Annotated in this window: 18 protein-coding genes; 10 read left to right on the plus strand and 8 right to left on the minus strand. The window is 63.0% G+C overall.

Features of this window, described 5'->3' with window-relative positions:
* Positions 1-59: 59 nt before the first annotated feature.
* The 6 genes from FJ970_RS18415 to FJ970_RS18440 all read left to right on the plus strand — a co-directional run bounded on the left by FJ970_RS18415 (position 60) and on the right by FJ970_RS18440 (position 6,342).
* Positions 60-794, plus strand: coding sequence for a FadR/GntR family transcriptional regulator (locus FJ970_RS18415; protein ID WP_140757603.1), 735 nt, complete (start codon positions 60-62; stop codon positions 792-794).
* Entirely contained in the window at positions 791-1,978 is a 1,188-nt protein-coding gene (locus FJ970_RS18420; protein ID WP_140757602.1) for a PLP-dependent transferase, read from the plus strand. The genes FJ970_RS18415 and FJ970_RS18420 overlap by 4 nt, the downstream gene beginning before the upstream one ends.
* A 29-nt stretch (positions 1,979-2,007) precedes the next feature.
* The gene (locus FJ970_RS18425; protein WP_140757601.1) at positions 2,008-3,285 is read left to right on the plus strand and encodes an ABC transporter substrate-binding protein; all 1,278 of its coding nucleotides are present in this window, start codon (positions 2,008-2,010) and stop codon (positions 3,283-3,285) included.
* Between the two features lie 213 nt (positions 3,286-3,498).
* Entirely contained in the window at positions 3,499-4,422 is a 924-nt protein-coding gene (locus FJ970_RS18430) for a carbohydrate ABC transporter permease (protein WP_140757600.1), read from the plus strand.
* Entirely contained in the window at positions 4,422-5,270 is an 849-nt protein-coding gene (locus tag FJ970_RS18435) for a carbohydrate ABC transporter permease (protein WP_140757599.1), read from the plus strand. Before FJ970_RS18430 ends, FJ970_RS18435 begins: the two co-directional genes overlap by 1 nt.
* 4 nt (positions 5,271-5,274) lie before the next feature.
* Positions 5,275-6,342: an ABC transporter ATP-binding protein gene (locus FJ970_RS18440; protein ID WP_140757598.1), complete on the plus strand. Its 1,068-nt coding sequence runs from the start codon at positions 5,275-5,277 to the stop codon at positions 6,340-6,342.
* Positions 6,343-6,453: 111 nt separating this feature from the next.
* On the opposite strand, the gene rpmG is transcribed toward FJ970_RS18440, so the two are convergent.
* From rpmG to FJ970_RS18480, 8 genes are all read right to left on the minus strand, one after another.
* A complete protein-coding gene (gene rpmG, locus FJ970_RS18445; RefSeq protein ID WP_006201775.1) occupies positions 6,454-6,621 on the minus strand; it encodes a 50S ribosomal protein L33 in 168 nt (55 codons plus the stop codon).
* 209 nt (positions 6,622-6,830) lie between these two features.
* On the minus strand, positions 6,831-7,289 hold the full coding sequence (locus FJ970_RS18450) for a hypothetical protein (protein ID WP_140757597.1): 459 nt from the start codon (positions 7,287-7,289) through the stop codon (positions 6,831-6,833).
* A 111-nt stretch (positions 7,290-7,400) separates the two neighbouring features.
* Complete coding sequence (locus tag FJ970_RS18455) at positions 7,401-8,579, minus strand: MFS transporter (RefSeq protein ID WP_140757596.1); 1,179 nt, start codon at positions 8,577-8,579, stop codon at positions 7,401-7,403.
* Between the two features lie 78 nt (positions 8,580-8,657).
* Entirely contained in the window at positions 8,658-9,398 is a 741-nt protein-coding gene (locus tag FJ970_RS18460) for an NUDIX hydrolase (RefSeq protein WP_140757595.1), read from the minus strand.
* Positions 9,399-9,471: 73 nt separating this feature from the next.
* Positions 9,472-9,906, minus strand: a complete 435-nt coding sequence (locus FJ970_RS18465; protein WP_181178409.1) for a DUF983 domain-containing protein — start codon at positions 9,904-9,906, stop codon at positions 9,472-9,474.
* Positions 9,906-12,212: a ribonuclease R gene (gene rnr / locus FJ970_RS18470; protein WP_140757593.1), complete on the minus strand. Its 2,307-nt coding sequence runs from the start codon at positions 12,210-12,212 to the stop codon at positions 9,906-9,908. The genes FJ970_RS18465 and rnr overlap by 1 nt, the downstream gene beginning before the upstream one ends.
* 6 nt (positions 12,213-12,218) lie before the next feature.
* On the minus strand, positions 12,219-14,855 hold the full coding sequence (topA, locus tag FJ970_RS18475) for a type I DNA topoisomerase (protein WP_140757592.1): 2,637 nt from the start codon (positions 14,853-14,855) through the stop codon (positions 12,219-12,221).
* 351 nt (positions 14,856-15,206) lie between these two features.
* A complete protein-coding gene (locus tag FJ970_RS18480) occupies positions 15,207-15,584 on the minus strand; it encodes a hypothetical protein (RefSeq protein WP_140757591.1) in 378 nt (125 codons plus the stop codon).
* Positions 15,585-15,754: 170 nt separating this feature from the next.
* Between FJ970_RS18480 and FJ970_RS18485 the strand changes: the two genes are divergently transcribed.
* The 4 genes from FJ970_RS18485 (at position 15,755) to FJ970_RS18500 (ending at position 20,365) form a co-directional block, all read left to right on the plus strand.
* On the plus strand, positions 15,755-16,501 hold the full coding sequence (locus FJ970_RS18485) for a cytochrome c biogenesis CcdA family protein (protein WP_140757590.1): 747 nt from the start codon (positions 15,755-15,757) through the stop codon (positions 16,499-16,501).
* 127 nt (positions 16,502-16,628) lie between these two features.
* Complete coding sequence (gene glmU, locus FJ970_RS18490; RefSeq protein ID WP_140757589.1) at positions 16,629-18,005, plus strand: bifunctional UDP-N-acetylglucosamine diphosphorylase/glucosamine-1-phosphate N-acetyltransferase GlmU; 1,377 nt, start codon at positions 16,629-16,631, stop codon at positions 18,003-18,005.
* 201 nt (positions 18,006-18,206) lie between these two features.
* A complete protein-coding gene (gene glmS / locus FJ970_RS18495) occupies positions 18,207-20,030 on the plus strand; it encodes a glutamine--fructose-6-phosphate transaminase (isomerizing) (protein WP_140757588.1) in 1,824 nt (607 codons plus the stop codon).
* 32 nt (positions 20,031-20,062) lie between these two features.
* Positions 20,063-20,365, plus strand: a complete 303-nt coding sequence (locus FJ970_RS18500) for a HigA family addiction module antitoxin (protein WP_140757587.1) — start codon at positions 20,063-20,065, stop codon at positions 20,363-20,365.
* The last annotated feature ends 89 nt before the right edge of the window (positions 20,366-20,454 follow it).

The following is a 20,454-nucleotide window of genomic DNA, read 5'->3' on the forward strand; positions in this document are numbered from 1 at the left end:
GACAGGAGGGCTTCATCTGTGCAGAAATTGGTTGGACCATTGGACCACTTGGAGGAAATGTGGACCAGAACAGCCTGCCACCCATTCAGACGACGGCGCGCGACGACGCCGTGCTGAAGGCATTGGTGGGCTTCGTCCGCGCCGAGGCCTTGCAGCCTGGCGAGCGATTGCCGACCGAGCGCATCCTGGCCGAACGGCTCAAGGTCAGCCGCAACACGGTGCGCGAGGCGCTGACCCGGTGGGAGGGATTGGGCCTGGTCGAACGTCGGCAAGGCAGCGGCACCTATCTCAAGGCGGCCGTCTCGCCCGACATGCTGCATCTGCCGCTGACGCTGGCGGGCGGCAACGACTTCACCAGCCTGATGCAGACGCTGGAAATCCGCCGCGCGCTGGAAGCGGAAGCGGCGGCGCTGTGCGCCGAGCGGGCAAGCCCGGCCGACATTGCCGAGATCGAACGCAAGCTTGATATCATGGAGCAGGCGTTTCGCACCCTTGACGGCATGTCGTCGGAAGAGGACTGGGAATTCCACCAGGCGATCTACCGGGTCTCCGGCAATCCGCTGTTCGAACAGATCATCGCCGCCATGCACGAACTGTTCCATCGGTTCTGGGAACATCCGCTCGGTGTGCGCGATTTCGGCCATGCCAGCTTTCCCTATCACCGCACCATCTACGAGCGCATCGCGGCACGCGATCCGCAGGGCGCCCGCGCAGAGGCGCTGAAGCTCATCGCCACCGTCGAGGACGACCTGAAGCGCGGTGCGGCCAAACTCAAACTTTCGGACCTGAGATGAACGAGCAGCCAGCCGGTTTCGATCAAGACTATCTCGCCGAGGCGGCGACGCTCTTGGCGCATGACGAACCGTTCCCCGGTGGCGCCGTCGTGCCACCGATCTACCAGACCTCGCTGTTCACTTTCGCCAATTATGCGGAAATGGCCGAGACATTTGCCGGCAAGCGAAAGCAGCCGATCTATTCGCGCGGCGACAATCCGACGGTCATGGAGTTCGAGGCGCGTGTCGCGGCTCTCGAAGGCGCCGAGGCCGCACGTGGGTTCTCCAGCGGCATGGCGGCGATCAGCGCCACCGTGCTTGCCTTTGTCGGGGCAGGCGAGCGCATCGTTGCGGTGCGCAATTGTTATGGCGATGCCTACCGGCTGTTCGAACGCCTCCTGCCGCGGCTCGACATCAAGGTCGACTACGTCGAGGGCTCCGACCCGGACGCGGTCGCGGCGGCATTGCCCGGCGCCAAGCTGCTCTACCTGGAAAGCCCGACCTCGATGGTGTTCGAGCTCCAGGACCTGCCGCATCTGACCCGGCTGGCAAAAGAGCAGGGCATCGTCACCACCATCGACAATTCCTGGGCGACGCCGGTTTTCCAGAAGCCGATCACGCACGGCGTCGACCTGGTGCTGCACTCGGCCTCGAAATATCTCGGTGGCCACAGCGACACGGTCGCCGGCGTGGTCGCAGGCTCGGCCGCTCATATCAAGCACATCAACGAGCAGACCTATTCCTATCTCGGTGGCAAGCTATCGCCTTTCGAGGCCTGGCTTTTGCTGCGCGGCCTGCGCACGCTGCCGCTGCGCCTGCCGCACCACATGAAGAGCGGGCTCGCCATCGCCGAGCGGCTGAAGGCGCATGGCAATGTCGAGCGGGTCAACCACCCCGCCTATTCCAACCATCCGGGCAAGGCGACGCTTGCCGGCTATGGCGGGTTGTTCTCCTTCGAGGTGACGGACGACATCGACATTCCCGTCTTCGTCGACGCGCTGAGATATTTCCGCATCGGCGTCAGCTGGGGCGGGCATGAGAGCCTGGTCGTACCGGCCAAGGCGTCGCTAGAGCAGACGCCGGGACTGAATTCGATGGCGCGCTTCGGCGTCAGCCCCCGAACCATCCGCTTCAATGTCGGATTGGAAAATGTCGAGGATCTCTGGGCGGATGTCGCTCAGGCCTTCGAAAAAGCCAGAAAATAACAAGCGGGTTCAAAATGGGAGTCTTGAACATGAGAAAACTGACCGTCATGCTTGCCACCGTTGCGGGGCTGGCGATTTCCGCCGGAAGCGCGCTGGCCGATTCGACCCTGAAAATGGTCGAGGTGATCACCAGCCCGCCACGCACCGAATTCCTCAAGAAGCAGATCGCCGAGTTCGAGGCGGCCAATCCGGGCGTCAAGGTCGAGCTCGTCTCGCTGCCCTGGGGGCAGGCCTTCGAAAAATTCCTGACCATGGTGCAGGCCGGCGACACGCCTGACGTGGTCGAGATGCCGGAACGCTGGATGGGGCTTTACGCCAACAATGCCCAGCTCGAGGATCTCGGCCCCTATATGGCCAAGTGGGACGACGCCAAGACGCTGGGCGAGCGTGCCAAACAGTTCGGCTCGACCGTGAACAACACCCAGTTCATGATCCCCTATGGCTACTATGTGAACGCGCTGTTCTGGAACAAGAAGCTGTTCAAGGAGGCCGGTCTCGACGGCCCGCCGGCAACGCTCGAAGAATTCGTCGCCGATTCCAAGAAGATCTCGGCCATTCCCGGCAAATACGGCTACTGCCTGCGCGGCGGGCCGGGTGCCTTCAATGGCATGCACATGTTCATGAACATCGCCGCCGGCAAGGGCGGCTATTTCAACGAAGACGGCACCTCGACCATCAATGAAGAGGGCTCGGTCAAGGGCCTGCAGATGCTAGCCGACATGTACAAGAACGGTCTTGCGCCGAAGGATTCCGTGAGCTGGGGCTTCAACGAGACCGTCACCGGCTTCTATTCCGGTACTTGCGCCATGCTTAACCAGGATCCGGACGCGCTGCTCGGCATCGCCGACAAGATGAGCGCCGACGATTTCGCCGTGGCGCCGCTGCCGGTCGGCCCAAGCGGCAAATCCTATCCGACGCTGGGCTATGCCGGCTGGGCGATGTTCGCCAATTCCCAGCACAAGGACGATGCCTGGAAGCTGATGGCGACCCTTCTGTCGCCAAAGGACAATCTGGAATGGGCCAAGGAAGTCGGGGTCGTGCCGATCCACAAGGGCGCCGACCAGGATCCCCATTTCAAGACCGAGCAGTTCAAGGGCTGGTTCACCGAGCTCAGCGACAGTTCCAAATACGAAATGGTGACGCCTCCGACGCATCTGGAAAACCTCGGCAATTTCGTCGACCAGGTGGCCATCAAGAATTTTCAGGAAGTGCTGCTTGGCCAGAAGACGGCCAAGGACGTCGCCGACCAGTGGGCTGCCTTCCTGACAAAGGAGCAGCAGGACTGGCTGGCGAAGAACAAGAAGTAATTTTTCGTCCCTTCTCCCCGTTCACGGGGAGAAGGTGGCCCGATAGGGCCGGATGAGGGGCAGCGCCAAGTTCTGCCAGCCTAGCGCCGCCCCTCATCTGCCTGCCCGTCCTCCGCAGCAGCTGCGGAGGGTGGACCGGCATCTTCTCCCCGTTGAACGGGGAGAAGGACGCTTGTCGCCAACGCCGCACTCCCAGAGGACGTTCCACAGCCAATGACCTATGCCGTGTCCGAAATACGATCTGTCGGCAAGCCGCGACGTAAGTGGCTCACACACGCTGCCATCGAGCCCTGGCTTTATCTCAGCCCGGCGATCATCCTGCTGGTCGTGGTGCTGCTCGTGCCGCTGGTCATCGGCATCAGCTACTCCTTCCGCAAATTCTCTGCCTTCAAGTCGGAATATGTCGGGCTCGGGCAGTATCAGGCGATGCTGTCGGATCAGGTGCTGGGCCAGGCGCTGATCAACACGTTGTGGTGGACGGTGGCCAGCCTGTTCTTCCAATTCTTCCTCGGCCTTGGCCTGGCGCTGCTGCTCGACAAGCCGTTTCGGGGCCGCAAGGCCGTGCAGGCGCTGGTCTTCCTGCCCTGGGCGGTGCCCTCCTTCCTGTCGGGGCTGACCTGGGCCTGGTTGTTCAACCCGATCGTCGGGCCGCTGCCGCACTGGCTTTTCGCCTTGGGGCTGAAAGCCGAACCGACCAATGTGCTGTCCGATCCGGCCACCGCGATGTGGGGGCCGATCATCGCCAATGTCTGGTTCGGCATTCCGTTCTTCGCCATAACGTTGCTGGCGGCGCTGAAGTCTATCCCCTCGGAGCTGCATGAGGCGGCGGCGATCGACGGCGCTTCCCCGTTGCAACGTTTCACCAAGGTCACGCTGCCGTTCCTGGCGCCGACCATCGCCATCACGGTGATGTTGCGCACCATCTGGATCGCCACCTTCGCCGATCTGATCTTCGTCATGACGGAGGGCGGACCGGCCGGCTCGACCAACACGGTGCCGGTCTACATCTATGTCAGCGCCTTCAAGTCACTGGACAAGGGCTATGCCTCGGCTGTGGCCGTGCTGCTGCTCGTCCTGCTCATCGCCTATGCGATCGGGCTGATCGCGATCCGCCGCTCCCTTGTGAGGCACGTCTGATGATCGCTGGACGCTCAGCCCCGCAGCGCTTCTTCGGCGGCATCGGCCTTTACGCCGCGATCGCCGCCTATGTGGTCTTCGCCTTGTTCCCTATCTACTGGACGCTGAAGATCTCGGTCACGCCGGAGCGGCTGCTCTATTCCGAAGGCATCACCTTCTGGCCGTCGCACATGACGTTGCAGAATTTCGTCACCGTGCTGGAGGCCACCGATTTCCCGCGCTATTTCCTCAACAGCGTCATCGTCTCGGTGTCGACGGCGGCCCTGGTGACGATCATCTCCACGCTCGCCGGCTACGCGATGTCGCGCTTTACCTTTCGCGGCAAGGCGGCACTGGCGTTGATGCTGCTTTTGACCCAGACCTTTCCTCTGGTGATGGTCATTCCGCCGATCTATCGCGTGATGGGTCAGATCGGCCTGATCAATAGCCTGACCGGGCTGATCATCATCTACACCGCCTTCAACACCGCCTTCGCCACCTTCCTAATGCAGTCTTTCTTCGACGGCATCCCGAAGGACCTCGAAGAGGCCGCGATGATCGACGGCTGTACCCGCGCGCAAGCGATGCGCCGGGTGATCGTGCCGCTGACGCTGCCCGGCATGGGCGCGACACTGGGCTTCGTCTTCACCGCCGCCTGGAGCGAGCTCTTGTTCGCGCTGATGCTGATTTCCAGCGACGACCAGAAGACCTTCGCGGTCGGCCTGCTCACCTTCATCGGCAAGTTCGCCGTCGACTGGGGGCAGATGATGGCGGCGTCCATCCTGGCGCTGATCCCGGTCTGCATCTTCTTCGCCTTCCTGCAACGTTATCTCGTCACCGGCCTGACCGCCGGCGCCGTCAAAGGATAGATCGATGGCCTCTGTCACGCTCGAAAAGGTCCGTAAGGATTATGGCGCCGTCCGCGTCCTGCATGCGGTCGATCTCGAGATCGCCGACGGCGAGTTCGTCGTCCTTGTCGGACCGTCCGGCTGCGGCAAGTCCACGCTTTTGCGCATGATCGCCGGGCTCGAGGAAGCCTCGGGCGGCGAGATACGCATCGGCGATCGGGTGGTCAACGATGTCGCGCCCAAGGACCGCGACATCGCCATGGTGTTCCAGTCCTATGCTCTCTATCCGCATATGGACGTGTCGAAGAACATGGGCTTCAGCCTAATGCTGAAGAAGGCCGAGAAGCCAGCGATCGATGCTCGCGTCGATGGCGCGGCCAAGCGGCTGGGGCTCGATACGTTCCTGCAACGCCTGCCGCGACAACTGTCCGGCGGCCAACGCCAGCGTGTCGCCATGGGCCGTGCCATCGTGCGCGATCCGAAAGTCTTCCTGTTTGACGAGCCGCTGTCGAACCTCGACGCCAAGCTGCGTGTTCACATGCGCGCCGAGATCAAGGCGCTGCACCAGCAGTTGAAGACCACCTCTGTCTACGTCACCCACGACCAGATCGAGGCTATGACCATGGCCGACCGCATCGTCGTCATGCATGACGGGCTGATCCAGCAGGTCGGCGCGCCGCTCGATCTCTATGACCGGCCGGCCAACATGTTCGTCGCCGGCTTCATCGGCTCTCCGGGGATGAATTTCCTGCCGGCGACGGTGGAGAAGGGCGGCCAGGCGGATGCCGTGTTGTCCGATGGCCAGAAGCTTCGGCTGCCGGACGGCCTGCCGCTCAGGGATGGCGACGTCATCACCGTCGGGCTGCGCCCCGAGCATATCGGGCTCGCCGATGACGGCGCCCTGCAGGGCGAGGTGGGAGTGGTGGAGCCGCTCGGCCTGTCGACGCAGTTCTACGTCAAACTGGCCGGCCAGCAGCTTTGCGTCTTTGCCATGGGCCGCGCGGCCGTGAAGCCCGGCGACTTGGTGCGGCTGGCGGCGGATCCGGCGTCGCTGCATCTGTTCGATCCGAAAAGCGGCGATCGAATCGGCTGAATGAATTCATCCAGGGCCGAGGGAACTCAGCCCGCAGCCTTCCGCCTTGCAAACGAAACGAAAACGCCGCCCGATGGGCGGCGTTTCGGCATTCCAGAGGAAAAACCCAGATTACTTGATCTTGGTTTCCTTGAATTCGACGTGCTTCTTGGCGACCGGGTCGTACTTGCGGAACGACAGCTTGTCGGTCTTGGTACGGCTGTTCTTGCTGGTGACGTAGAAGAAACCAGTGTCGGCGGTCGACAGAAGCTTGATCTTGATGTTTGCGGCTTTGGCCATGATCTCAGTCCGTTATGTTCGTGGAGTTTTGGCCGCTGGAGCACGGGGAAAACACCCGGACGCGGGAAACTTGGCGCGACACATAAAGAACGTGCCTGGAAAGTCAAGCCCGGCGTCCCCCATTGTCGTAAGCACATGAGTTGTCCGGATTAGGTAGCACATGAGTTGTCCGGTTTTTATCGCCAGCCAAAGGAGGCTGGGAACATAAATCAGGCGGTTTCCACCTCTGATACCGCAACCCTCTTCCAGTCTCCGGTCGTGTTCCACCAGCGATTCGGATTGGCGCGGTCGTCCAGCCCCTTGGAGCGGCTGGCAAGGATCGGCTGGATGCGGATCACCGGCTCCTGATAGGAATGCGCCTGGAAAATCGCCTCGACGACGCGGGCTGCCAGCGCTTGGTCATCAGGCAATTCGAATGAAACCTCGACCGTGCCCGGGCGGCGGCGCAATTCGGTCTCGGCGCCGGCCGCGGCCCCTTCCAGCGGCCTGTAGCGCTCGATGCCATGCGCCGACTGATACGCATTGCGGTCATACTTGCCCATGGCGAGCGGTGCGATCGCCACCACCGCATCCATGATGCGGTCGACGTCGGCAGCCGGAGCCTGGAAGCTGACGAGCAGCAGGAGCGTCATTCGCAGCGAAGTGGTTTCAAAGCCGCTGTCGATCATCGGAGTGTCCTCGGTTCAGGGTGTTTTAGGACACCCTTTTAACCGGTGGCTGCTGACACGGTTCTGTCAGCAGCCTGCCGCTGCACAGTGCCGATAGACGATTGGTTGGGCCTACAGGAGGATCTTGCGGACGAGCCTGAAGCAGACCAGGGCGATGTAGGCGGCGAAGAACAGGCCGAGCGACCAGCCAAAGCCGGAAGGCCCGAAACTGTCCATGCCGATGCCGATCGCCTGCGGACCAAGCACCATGCCGACGCCGTAACATAGTACGAATGCGGCGTTGGCCGACGCCAGTTCGTGGCCGGAAAGCTGCGAACCGAGATGGGCGAGGCCAATCGTGTACATGGCCGCGACGAAACCGCCCCAGACGAAAAGCAGGGCAGCCATCAAGTGCCAGTTCGCGGCAAAGAACGGCATGAACATCGTGCCGGCGAGACCGACCGCGGCGCATGCGAGCAGCAGATAGCGCCGGTCCGTGACGCGGTCGCTGATCATGCCGATCGGGATCTGCAGCAGCACATTGCCCAAGCCGATCATGGTCAGCAGCAGCGCCGCATCGGCCTCGGAGTAGCCGATGCGGTTGCCATAGACGGGGAACAGAGCGAAGCCGCCCGTCTCGACGGCGCCGAACACCAGCACGGCGAAAGTCGCGGTCGGCACCAGCCAGATGTAGCGCAGGAAGTGGCTGGTTTCGCTGTTCGCCACGATGGTGGGGCTTTCGTTGCGCGCGGCCAACACCGGTATGGCGGCCAGTGTCACCAGGGCGATGATGACACCGAACGGCCGGAAGCCGGAACTGCCGAGGTGGGCGAATAGCCACGGCCCCGCGGCAAAGCCGAGCGACAGGACGGTGGCGTAGATGCCAAGCACTAGGCCTCGCCGGTGTGGCGGCGCCGACGTGCTGATCCAGAATTCGGACAGGATGAACAGCACGGTCAGCGCGATGTGCAGCACGATGCGCAGCGGGAACCACATCCAGAAATCGGGCGCGAAATGGAAACCGACGAAGGCCAGCGCGCCGGCGGCGATCATGGCGATCATGGTCCAGGCGACGCCGAAGCGCATGGCAAGCGGCGTGGCGAGCGGCGCTCCGGCGATCGAGGCGAGACCGGCGACGGCCGTGTTGAGGCCGATCATCGAGGCCGAATGGCCGCGTGTTTCCAGGATGACGCTGAGCAGCGGCATGCCGAGGCCGATGGCAATGCCGACGACGCTGATCGACGAGATCGCCGCCACCATCGGCAGCCAGTGTACGCGTTCGTCGCCCTTTGGTTGGGTATCGACCGTCATGAGATGCTGAATACTCTGTCTGTTTGATCTTACGCAATTCCGGACGGAAAACCGCGTCACACTTTTCCTGGAATTGCTCTAGAGAAGTTCGCGGGTGAAGCGGTTGCGGACAAGCCTGTAGAAGGGGACAGGGCCGCCCGGACGCAGCAGTGGATCATTGGCGAGCCGCTTTTCAAGCTCGTCCAGGATCATTCGGGTGATGTCGGGTATGTCAGCCTGCTTGGCCTTGGCGAGAGGCAGCCAGACCAGTTCCTCCAGTTCGTTGGTCGGGCCGCCATCGGGCAATTCGATGGCGACGTCGCCACGCCAGGCACTGAAGAAGCGGGTATCGAAGCGGCGCACCCGGTTCGGCGGGGTGATGGCGCGCGCGACGAAGCGCAACGCCTCCAGCGACGGTGCCACGCCATGTTCGACGAAACCCTGCCAGTCGCGCCTGGTCGTGGCAAAGGCGCCTTTGCGGCCGATCAGCAGGCCGGCTTCCTCGTAGGTCTCGCGGACCGCCGACAAAGCAATGGCGCGGGCGCGGGCGTGACTGGTGCGGCCGGGGCCGGCCGTCAGCTTGGCTTCTTCGTGCTGGTTAAGTGCCGTCGCCGTCGGGATGCGGCTGTCGGCAGGGTCGGTGCGGCCGCCGGGGAAGACGAATTTCCCGGGCATGAAGGCGTGACCGGCATGGCGGCGTCCCATCAGCACCAGGACGTCGTCGCCCTTGCGGTCGAGCAGGATCAGGGTCGCGGCGTCACGCGGACGCAAGGGCCGGCCGCCATGCGTGGCAAGACCCTTGTCGAGCTTGTCGGCATCCGCCTTGGTCATAGCTTCCATGCGCAGGACCTAGCGGAAACTTCTTGCATGCGAAAGTGGCCTTAACGATTGGCATGTTGCGCCAGCCAATACCTCAGGCCCCAGGATGCGGCTCGATCACATCCTTTTCGCCACCAAATCCGTGCATATAGAACGCCCATTGCAGTCCGATGACGGCGCCTTTGACAGGCTGCAGCAGTGCAACCGACAGAAGGATGGTCAAGGGCACCCATATGGCAATGTGCTGCCAGGTGGAGAGCGTCGAGGTCGCTTCCACGCCCATGAAGGCACCGAGAACGATGTGGCCGACGATGACGATGACGAGATAGGCGGGCAGATCGTCGGCGCGATGGTGATGAACCTCCTCGCCGCAGACGCTGCAGGTTTCGACGGTCTTGGTGAAGCCGCGGAAGAGCTTGCCTTCGCCGCAATTCGGGCAGCGGCCTAGCAGACCGCGCTTCATCGCCGTCCACAATGGGCGGGCAATCCGGCCCGAGTGATGTTCGCCACCAAAAACCTGTTGTTCCATCATCGTCTCCTGCCGCGCGACCCCGGTCGCGATTGCGACGCACGGGCGCGGCCCTTGGCCTTGTGAAACGACCTGCTGGAGCCTGGCAGGGGCTTTGGGTCGGTCAACATCTCGAAGCGCATCGCCCCGGCCATCGGCGCCACCTCGACGAGCCGGACCTCGACGCGGTCAGCGAGCTGGTAGCCCTTGCCCGAGCGTTCCCCGAACAGGGAGCGGGCCGTTTCGTCGTATATATAATAATCGCCGCCCAGAGTTGACACAGGGATGAAACCATCGGCGCCATACTGCGGCAATTGGACAAAAAGTCCTGATTTGGTGACTCCGGAGATGCGGGCGTCGAAGCGGTCGTCGATGCGCTCGGCGAGATAGGCGGAGATCAGCCGGTCGACCGTGTCGCGCTCGGCTGCCATTGCGCGCCGTTCGGTGCCGGAGATCAGCACGGCGACGTCTTCGAGGCGAGCCTCCTCATCTTGCGTCAGTCCGCCTGGACCGAGGCCGAGCGCGGCAATAAGCCCGCGATGCACGATCAGGTCGGCGTAGCGGCGGATCGGCGAGGTGAAATGCGCGTAACGCCTGAGGTTGAGGCCGAAATGGCCGATGTTCTTGGGTGAATATTCGGCCTGGCTCTGCGAGCGCAGCACCACTTCGTTGACCAGCGCCTCGTTGTCGGCGCCGCGCACGCGCTCCAGAATGCCGTTGAACTGGCTGGGCCGCATCTGGGCGCCGCGCGCCAATGACAGGCTGAGCGTCTGCAGGAATTCGCGCAGCGATTCCTGCTTGGCCAGCGACGGCGCGTCGTGGATGCGATAGACCAGCGCCTGCTTCTTGCCCTCCAGCGTTTCGGCGGCCGCGACATTGGCCTGGATCATGAATTCTTCGATCAGCTTGTGGGCGTCGAGCCGCTCCGGCACGATGACGCGGTCGACCGTGCCATCCGGTTTGAGCAGGATCTTGCGCTCCGGCAGGTCGAGTTCGAGCGGCTGGCGGCTGTCGCGGCCGCGCTTGAGGATCGCATAGGCATCCCACAGCGGCCTCAGCACGGTGTCGAGGATCGGGCCGGTCTTGTCGTCCGGCACGCCGTCGATCGCTGCCTGGGCCTGGCTGTAGGCGAGCTTGGCCGCCGACTTCATCATGACGCGGTGAAAGGAATGCCTGATCTTGCGGCCGTCGGCGGAGAAGGTCATGCGCACCGCCAGCGCCGGCCGATCCTGGCCCTCGCGCAGCGAGCAGAGATCATTGGAGATGCGCTCGGGCAGCATCGGCACGACGCGATCCGGGAAATAGACCGAATTGCCGCGCTTCAGTGCCTCGCGGTCGAGCGCAGTGCCATAGCGGACATAGGCGGCGACATCGGCGATCGCGACGGTGGCGATAAAGCCGCCGAGATTTTTCTCGTCGAGGTCAGGGGTGGCGAAGACGGCGTCGTCATGATCCTTGGCGTCGGTCGGATCGATGGTGACCAGCGGCAGGTCGCGCCAATCCTCGCGATGGGCAAGCGTCGCCGGCTTCACTGCCTCGGATTCGGCGATGACGTCGGCCGGAAAAATGTGCGGAATGTCATGCGCGTGGATGGCGATCATCGAGACCGCCTTTTCGCTGGTCAGCGAACCCAGCACGTTGAGCACCTTGGCGCGCGGCAGCCCATAGCGCGAGGCGCGCGCGGGCTCGACCTCGACCAGGTCGCCATTTTTGGCGCCGTTCTGGAATTCCTTGTCGACGATCAATTCCGGCTGGCGCCGTTCCACCGGCTCGATGCGGAAAGTGCCGTCCTGAAGCACGCGGAAGACACCGAGGACGGCGTCCGCGCGCTTCTCGAAGATCTTCATCACCCGGCCGGTATAGGCGGGGCCTGATGGATCATCGGTCGGAAACGTCTTGGCCAGCACGCGGTCGCCAATGCCTGGCGCCGGTCCGTTGCCCCCACGCGAAACGCGGATCGAGACCACGGGAGGTTCGCCCGGACCAACGGGCTCGGCCGGATGCGCCAGCAAGATACCATCGGCGTCGCGGCCAAAAATGTCGAGCACGGCGACATGGGGCAGGGCGCCGACCCGGGCCAGCCGCTTGCGCTCCTTGGTCAGAACGCCTTCGTCCTGCAAGTCGCGCAGGAGATCCTTCAGCCAGATGCGGTCGTCGCCGCGCAGCGCGAACGCCTTGGCGATGTCGCGCTTTCCGGCGCGATCCGGGTTTTCGGCGATGTAGCGCAGGATTTCGTCACGCGAGGGCCGGTAGTCGTCCTTGACCTTGGCCCGGGTGTCGGCGGTGCGCGGATCGCCGTGGCTTCGTCCGGTGATCCTGCGCGCCACGCCGTCCTATCCTTTCTTCTTTGCGGCCGGCTTCTTCGCAGCCGGCTTTTTGGCCGCCGTTTTCTTGGCTGCGGGCGCCTTGGCCGCCGCAGCCTTGCGGAACGGTTTCTTGCCGCCGGCGCCCTTGGCTTCCTTCTCGGCAATCAGCGCCAGCGCATCCTCGATCGTCACCGATTGCGGATCCTTGCCCTTGGGTAGCGTGGCGTTGACCTTGCCGAAATTGACGTAAGGGCCGTATTTGCCGTCGCGCACGACGATCTTGCCGCCGCCGTCCGGATGGTCGCCGAGCTCCTTCAGGGCTGCCGGTGTGCCGCCGTTGCGGCCGCCCTTGCCCTTCGACTGCTTCTCGGCAATCACGGTGACGGCACGGTTGAGGCCGATCGAGAACACGTCCTCGATGCTGTCGAGATTGGCATAGGTGCCATCGTGCAGCACGAACGGACCGTAGCGGCCGAGCCCGGCCGAGATCATCTTTCCGCTTTCGGGATGCTTGCCCACGTCGCGCGGCAGCCCCAGCAAGGCGAGCGCCTTCTCATGATCGATGGATTCAGGCGTCCAGCCCTTGGGCAGGCTCGAGCGCTTGGCTTCCTTGCCGTCGCCGCGCTGGATATAGGGGCCGAAGCGGCCCGAGCGCAGCGTGATTTCCTCGGCCGTGTAAGGATCCTTGCCGAGCACCCTGGTGCCGTCCTCGCCACCGCCATTCTCGCCATTGGGATTGGCGGCGTCGCCGAGCTGGCGGGTGAAGGAGCATTCCGGATAGTTCGAGCAGCCGACGAAGGCGCCGAACTTGCCGAGCTTCAGCGACAGATTGCCGGTGCCGCATTTCGGGCAGATGCGCGGATTGGAGCCGTCCTCGCGGGCGGGGAAAACCAGCGGCGCCAGTTCCTCGTTGAGCGCATCGAGCACATCGGTGACGCGCAGCTCCTTGATGTCGGCGACGGCGCCCGAAAAATCCTTCCAGAAATCGCGCAGCACGTCCTTCCAGGCGAGCTTGCCGTCGGAGATCTCGTCGAGCTTTTCCTCCAGCGATGCGGTGAAGTCGTACTCGACATAGCGCTCGAAGAAGCTTTCGAGGAAGGCCGACAGCAGGCGGCCCTTGGCCTGCGGCACCAGCCGGCGCTTGTCGATCGTGACATAGTCGCGGTCCTCGAGTGTCTTCAGGATCGCCGTATAGGTCGACGGACGGCCAATGCCGAGCTCCTCCAGCTTCTTGATCAGCGACGCCTCCGAATAACGGGGCGGCGGCTCGGTGGTGTGCTGGGTGGCATTGATCGCGCGGCGGGCAAGCTGCTCGCCGGCGCGGATTTCGGGCAGGCGGCGGTTTTCCTCGTCTTCGGCGTCGTCGTCCTTCTGGTCGGTGTAGGCGGCGATGAAGCCGTCAAAACGGACGACCGAGCCGACGGCGCGAAGTTCGGCGGTGCGGGCGCCGTTCAGCGCCTCGATTTCGACGGTGGTGCGCTCGATCTCGGCCGACTGCATCTGGCTGGCGATTGCGCGCTTCCAGATCAGCTCATAGAGCCGCATCTGGTCGGCATCGAGATATTGCCTGACCGACGCCGGGGTGCGCATGAAATCCGTCGGGCGGATGGCTTCATGCGCTTCCTGGGCGTTCTTGGCCTTGGTGGTGTATTGGCGCGGCTTTTCCGGCAGGTATTTCGGGCCGAATTCCTTTGCGATGGCGTCGCGGGCGGCATCGATCGCCTCGGGGGCCATCTGCACGCCGTCGGTTCGCATATAGGTGATCAGGCCGGTGGTTTCGCCGCCGATCTCCATGCCCTCATAGAGCCGCTGCGCCACCTGCATGGTGCGCGTGGCCGAGAAGCCGAGGCCCGATGAGGCGGCCTGCTGCAGCGTCGAGGTGGTGAAGGGTGGACCGGGGTTGCGCCTGGTCGGCTTGGCTTCGACGGACAGCGCCTTGAAGGTAGCACCCTCGAGCATCGCCTTTATGTCGTCGGCCTGCGCCTTGTTGGAAATGTCGAGCTTTTGCAGCTTCTTGCGCTCGAATGCGGTCAGGCGGGCTTCGAAAGTCTCGTTGCGCGGTGTCCCGAGGATGGCAGCGATCTGCCAATATTCCTCGCGGATGAAGCGCTCGATCTCGGATTCGCGGTCGCAGACCAGACGCAATGCCACGGACTGGACACGGCCGGCGGAACGGGCGCCCGGCAATTTGCGCCACAGCACCGGCGACAGCGTGAAGCCGACGAGGTAATCCAACGCGCGGCGGGCGAGATAGGCATCGACCAGCGGCGCATCGATCTGGCGCGGATTGGCCATCGCCTCCAGCACCGATGATTTGGTGATGGCATTGAAGACGACGCGGCTGACCGGCTTGTCCTTCAGCGCACGCTTCTGCTTCAGCACCTCCAGCACATGCCAGGAGATCGCTTCACCTTCGCGATCCGGGTCGGTGGCGAGGATCAGGCCGTCGGCATCCTTGACCGCCTTGGCGATGTCGGCGAGACGCTTGCCGGACGCGGTGTCGACCGCCCAGGACATAGCAAAATCTTCGTCCGGACGCACCGAGCCATCCTTGGCCGGCAAATCCCTGATATGGCCGAACGAGGCCAGAACCTTGTAGTTCCTGCCCAGATATTTGTTGATTGTCTTTGCCTTGGCCGGCGATTCGACGACGACGACGTCCATGAGGTCTCTTATCTGCGGTAATGCGCCAGAAGAATTCCGCTGCGCGCGACGAAATCTCGTTTCTGTTTGTCGCTCACATGGCCGCGCTTTTGCATCCGGTCAAGGGGAAGAAGCCAAATTGCGGGGGCGCCGGCAGCAATACACTCTTAGAGTGTATGGAGAAAATCACAGAATTTCGGTCAGGGCGACAGCGGTCGCGAGTCGGCGGAAACGACCGCTTCAAACTCCGGCCGAGTCGTGGAAGCCGTTCAATGCCTCGCCGGGCAATGCCGCCGTTCGATGCTGGCCGCCGGCTGCGTGGAGGAATGCGGCGACCAGCTTGCCGACGGCAGGCGCAGAGCAGGGGCGGGCCTAGTTGGCCTTGACGACGTGCCAGACACCGGCGACGCCATCACCGCTCATGTCGCCGGCCTTCTTGTCCTTGATGAAGGTGTAGACGGGCTTGCCGTCATAGGCCCACATCTTGGTGCCGTCGGTGCGATCGACAACGCTCCATTCATTGTCGGACTTGGCGCCGGCCTTGGCCTTCAGCGCCGGCCAGTTGGCGGCGCATTTGTCGTAGCAATTGCTCTTGCCCTTCTCGTCCTTGTCATAAGTGTAAAGCGTCATGCCTTTGGCATCGGTATAAATCTTGGTGCCGCCGACCTCGGCTTCCTTCCACGCCTCTGCGGCAAAGGAGGCGGCGGTGCTGAGCAGAAGCGCGGCCAGCGCTGCGGTTATCGTTTTCATGGAAATCTCCGTGGCTGATATTCGAAGGCGCGCGGGAAATCGCGGCCTCGTTGTGTCAACGTCCTGCGCGGATGCTTTCTTCCCCGCCCGCGATGACTTGCCACACGATGGTGATTGGCGGACAGACGCCGGTGCCGCTATATCGTCGCCAACCAGACGGAGCTTTCGCAATGGCATTGGATATCGGTTATGTCAGCGCGGTCGGGGCGGGGGCCATCTCGTTCCTGTCGCCATGCGTGCTGCCGCTGGTGCCGCCCTATCTCTGCTACATGGCCGGCATATCGGTCGACGATTTCCGCGGCAATGCGGGCGCGACCGCAAGTCAGGGCGCACGCGGTGCGCTGCTCTATTCCTCGATCGCATTCGTGCTCGGCTTTTCGACCGTGTTAGTCGCGCTCGGCGCCGGCGCCTCGACCATCGGCCGGCTGCTGCGCGTCTGGCAGGAGCCGCTGGCGATGGGCGCCGGCGTGCTGATCATCCTGATGGGCCTGAATTTCCTCGGCATTCTGCGCATTCCGCTGTTGTCACGCGAGGCGCGCTTCCAGTCGCAGGGCAAGCCGGCCAGCGCCGTCGCCGCCTATGTCATGGGCCTTGCCTTCGCCTTCGGCTGGACGCCCTGCATCGGCCCGGTACTGGGGCCAATCCTGACGCTGGCCGGCGGGCGCGAAACCGTGGGCGAGGGCGCGCTGCTGCTCGCCGCCTATTCGCTAGGGCTGGGCATCCCGTTCCTGATCGCCGCGCTGTTCTCCGGCGCCTTCATGCGCTTCCTCGGCAAATTCCGCGTGCATCTCGGCCGTGTCGAAAAGGCGATCGGCGCGCTGCTGGTGGTCGCCGGCGTGTTTTTCCTCACCGGCGGCGTGCAGACGGTGTCCTACTGGCTGCTGGAGAATTTCCCGGTGCTGGGGCGGCTGGGGTAGGCCTACTGATTAAAAGTCAGTTGCTCTTCCTCCCGCCGATCTCACCGGAATTTAACCGCATTGGTGCAGCATGGGGCCACTGCTATCCTGTCGTGATTCCCAACGCATTTCATATGGTTGCCTTTCCATGAGCCAGAGATCCTGCCTGTCCGTCATCCTCGCCGCCGGCGAAGGCACGCGCATGAAGAGCGCGCTGCCGAAGGTGCTCCACCAGATCGCGGGGTTGCCGATGGTGGCTCATGTGGTGAGGGCGGCCGAGGCCGCTGGCGCCAGCAGCCAGGCGCTGGTCATCGGATATGGCGCGGATGAGATGCGCAAGGCGGCGGCGAAGTTTGCGCCGAAGGCAGAGACCTTCGTGCAGGAAAAGCGCTTGGGAACGGCGCATGCTGTCTTGGCTGCTCGCGAAGCGATATCAAGGGGTTATGACGATGTGCTGGTGATGTTCGGCGACACGCCGCTGATCGACGCGGATGCGCTGATGGCAGCGCGGTTTAGGCTCGCGGAAGGTGCGGCTGTCGTGGTTATCGGCTTCCGTCCGCCCAATCCGACCGGCTATGGCCGGCTGATCGAAAAAGGCGGCAAGCTGACCGCCATCCGGGAGGAAAAGGACTGCAGCGCGGAGGAACGGAAGATTGGTTTCTGCAATGCCGGCATGATGGCGGTGGCCGGCGCGCATGCGCTGAAGCTGCTTGACGCCGTCGGCAACAAGAATGCCAAGGGCGAGTATTATCTGACCGACATTGTCGAGATCGCCAGAGCCCAGGGCCTCGATGTGGTTGCCACCGAAGCCAGCTTCGAAAGCGCGCTCGGCATCAACAATCGCATCGACCTAGCGCAGGCCGAGGCCGTCTGGCAACAGCGCCGACGCCATGCGGCGATGCTGTCGGGCGTGACCCTGATTGCCCCCGAGACGGTTTATTTCTCGTACGACACCGAAATCGGCGCCGACACGATCGTCGAGTCGAATGTCTGGTTCGGCCCAGGTGTGAAGATCGCCAATGGCGCCAAGATTCACGCCTTCAGCCATATCGAAGGGGCCACTATCGGGTCCAATTGCGATGTCGGGCCGTTCGCGCGGCTGCGGCCAGGTGCCGACCTCAGGACCAAGGCCAAGGTCGGCAATTTCTGCGAGGTCAAGCAGGCCGTTATCGAGGAGGGCGCCAAGGTCAATCACCTGACCTATATTGGCGACGCGCGCGTCGGCGCCAGGGCCAATATCGGCGCCGGCACCATCACCTGCAACTACGACGGCTATTCGAAATTCTTCACCGACATCGGCGAGGGCGCCTTCATCGGCTCCAATTCCTCGCTCGTGGCGCCAATCACCATCGGCAATGGCGGCTATATCGCCTCGGGCAGTGTCATCACCGAAAGCGTACCCGACGAAGCGCTGGCCTTCGGCCGGGCTCGCCAGAAGACGATCCCCGGCAAGGGCAAGGAACTGCGCGAACGGCTTGCTTCCGCGGCTGCGGCAAAGAAGAAGGCGGCCGGCGCCGACAATTAGCGATAGTAGACAGGTCTGCTTTCTTGTTGGAGCAATCGAAAAACCGAACGATTGCAGTAACCGGATTGCAAGAGCGGTCTGTCATAGTGCATGCGTGCGCAAGCGTCCGTTACACCGGACGAAATGCAATGTGACTTTCGCGGCGGGCCGGCTACCCCTAAAATAACGCTGGTTTTCCATGGGCAATCGGGGACTGTCTGCATGTGCGGTATCGTTGGAATCGTCGGCCGCTCGCAGGTTGCGCCGCTCATCGTCGATGCGCTGAAACGGCTCGAATATCGCGGTTATGACTCGGCAGGCGTCGCCACCATCGAGAAGGGCGAGCTCGGCCGCCGCCGTGCCGAGGGTAAGCTGGTCAACCTCGAACGCCGGCTCAAGGATGAGCCGCTCGACGGCACGATCGGTATCGGCCATACACGCTGGGCGACCCACGGCGTGCCCAATGAGGCCAATGCGCACCCGCATTTTTCCGACGGCGTCGCCATCGTCCATAACGGCATCATCGAGAATTTCGCCGAACTGCGCGACGAACTGATCCGCGACGGTTATTCTTTCTCGTCGCAGACCGACACAGAAGTCGTGGCGCATCTGGTGGCGCGCGAACTCGCCAAGGGGCTGAATCCGGTCGAGGCGGCGCACAAGGCGCTGAAGAGGCTGGAAGGCGCTTTTGCGCTGGCGATCATGTTCAAGGGCGACGAGGACCTGATCGTTGGCGCCCGCAACGGTCCGCCTCTGGCCGTCGGCCATGGCGATGGCGAGATGTTCCTGGGCTCGGACGCGATCGCGCTCGCTCCGTTCACCAATTCGATCACCTATCTCGAGGACGGCGACTGGGCGGTGGTTCGCCGCGACGCCGTCGCCATCTTCGACATCGACGGCAAAACGGTCGACCGCAAGCGCCAGCAGTCGCTGTCGACCAGCTTCATGGTCGACAAGGGCAATCGCCGCCATTTCATGGAGAAGGAGATCCATGAGCAGCCCGAGGTGATTTCGCACACGCTGGCTCATTATGTGGATTTCGTCTCCGGCGTCTCCAAACCGCTCGATCTGCCGTTCGATTTCGCAAGGATTGGCCGGCTGGCGATCTCGGCCTGCGGCACTGCCTATCTCGCCGGCCTGATCGGCAAATACTGGTTCGAGCGCTATGCGCGGCTCCCGGTCGATATCGATGTCGCGTCGGAATTCCGCTACCGCGAGATGCCGCTGTCGGCCAGCGATGCCGCCTTCTTCATCTCGCAGTCGGGCGAGACCGCCGATACGCTGGCTTCGCTGCGCTATTGCCGCAAGGCCGGCATGAAGATCGGCGCCGTCGTCAACGTGCGCGAATCGACCATGGCGCGCGAATCCGACGTCGTGCTGCCGACGCTGGCCGGCCCCGAGATCGGCGTCGCCTCGACCAAGGCTTTTACTTGCCAGCTCTCAGTACTGGCCTCGCTCGCGGTGCGGGCGGGCGTGGCACGCGGCACGATCTCGAAAGAGCAGGAGAAAACCCTGGTGCGGGAGCTCTCCGAAGCGCCGCGCTATGCCAACCAGGTGCTGAAGCTCGAAGAGCAGATCGAGCGGGTCGCGCGTGAGATATCGCGCTACTCCGATGTGCTCTATCTCGGCCGCGACACCAATTTCCCGCTGGCCATGGAAGGCGCGCTAAAACTCAAGGAAATCTCCTACATCCATGCCGAGGGCTATGCCGCGGGCGAGTTGAAGCATGGGCCGATCGCGCTGATCGACGAGAACATGCCCGTCATCGTCATTGCGCCGCACGACCGCATCTTCGAGAAAACCGTGTCCAACATGCAGGAAGTAGCGGCTCGCGGCGGCAAGATCATCCTGATCACCGACGCCAAGGGCGCGGCACAGGTGAGCGTGAAGACGATGGAGACGATCGTGCTTCCGGATGTGCCGGAAATCATCTCGCCCATCATCTACGCGCTGCCGATCCAGATGCTCGCCTATTTCGCCGCCGTGTTCATGGGCACCGACGTCGACCAGCCGCGCAATCTGGCGAAATCGGTGACGGTGGAGTAAGTTTTGCCTCCCAAATTGAGAGGTCGAGCCGAGTGACATCGAAATTCGCACGTCCAGTTCATCCTGGAGAATTCCTGCGTGAAGAATATCTCGTCCCGCTCGGCATGAGTGCAGGCGCGCTGGCGAAAAAGCTCAATCTTCCGCGCACCCGTATTGAACGCATCGTCAAGGAGGAGATCGGCCTGACTCCCGACACGGCCCTTCGCCTCGCGAGGTTTTTCAATACCACGCCTGAATTCTGGATGAATTTTCAGCAGGCTTACGAGCTTGAGACCGAGGCGAAGAAGTTGGCGCCGGAACTTGAGAAGATCGCGCCGCTGGAAGCAGCCGCATAACAGAACCTTTAAAAACTTTTAAAAACTTCGCAGTTCCAAAGCGCCTTCCGGTTCACTAGTGTCGCGCTGCAACCCGCGCCCGGTGAACC

This window comes from Mesorhizobium sp. B2-1-8, from assembly GCF_006442545.2.
Classification (GTDB): Bacteria; Pseudomonadota; Alphaproteobacteria; order Rhizobiales; family Rhizobiaceae; genus Mesorhizobium.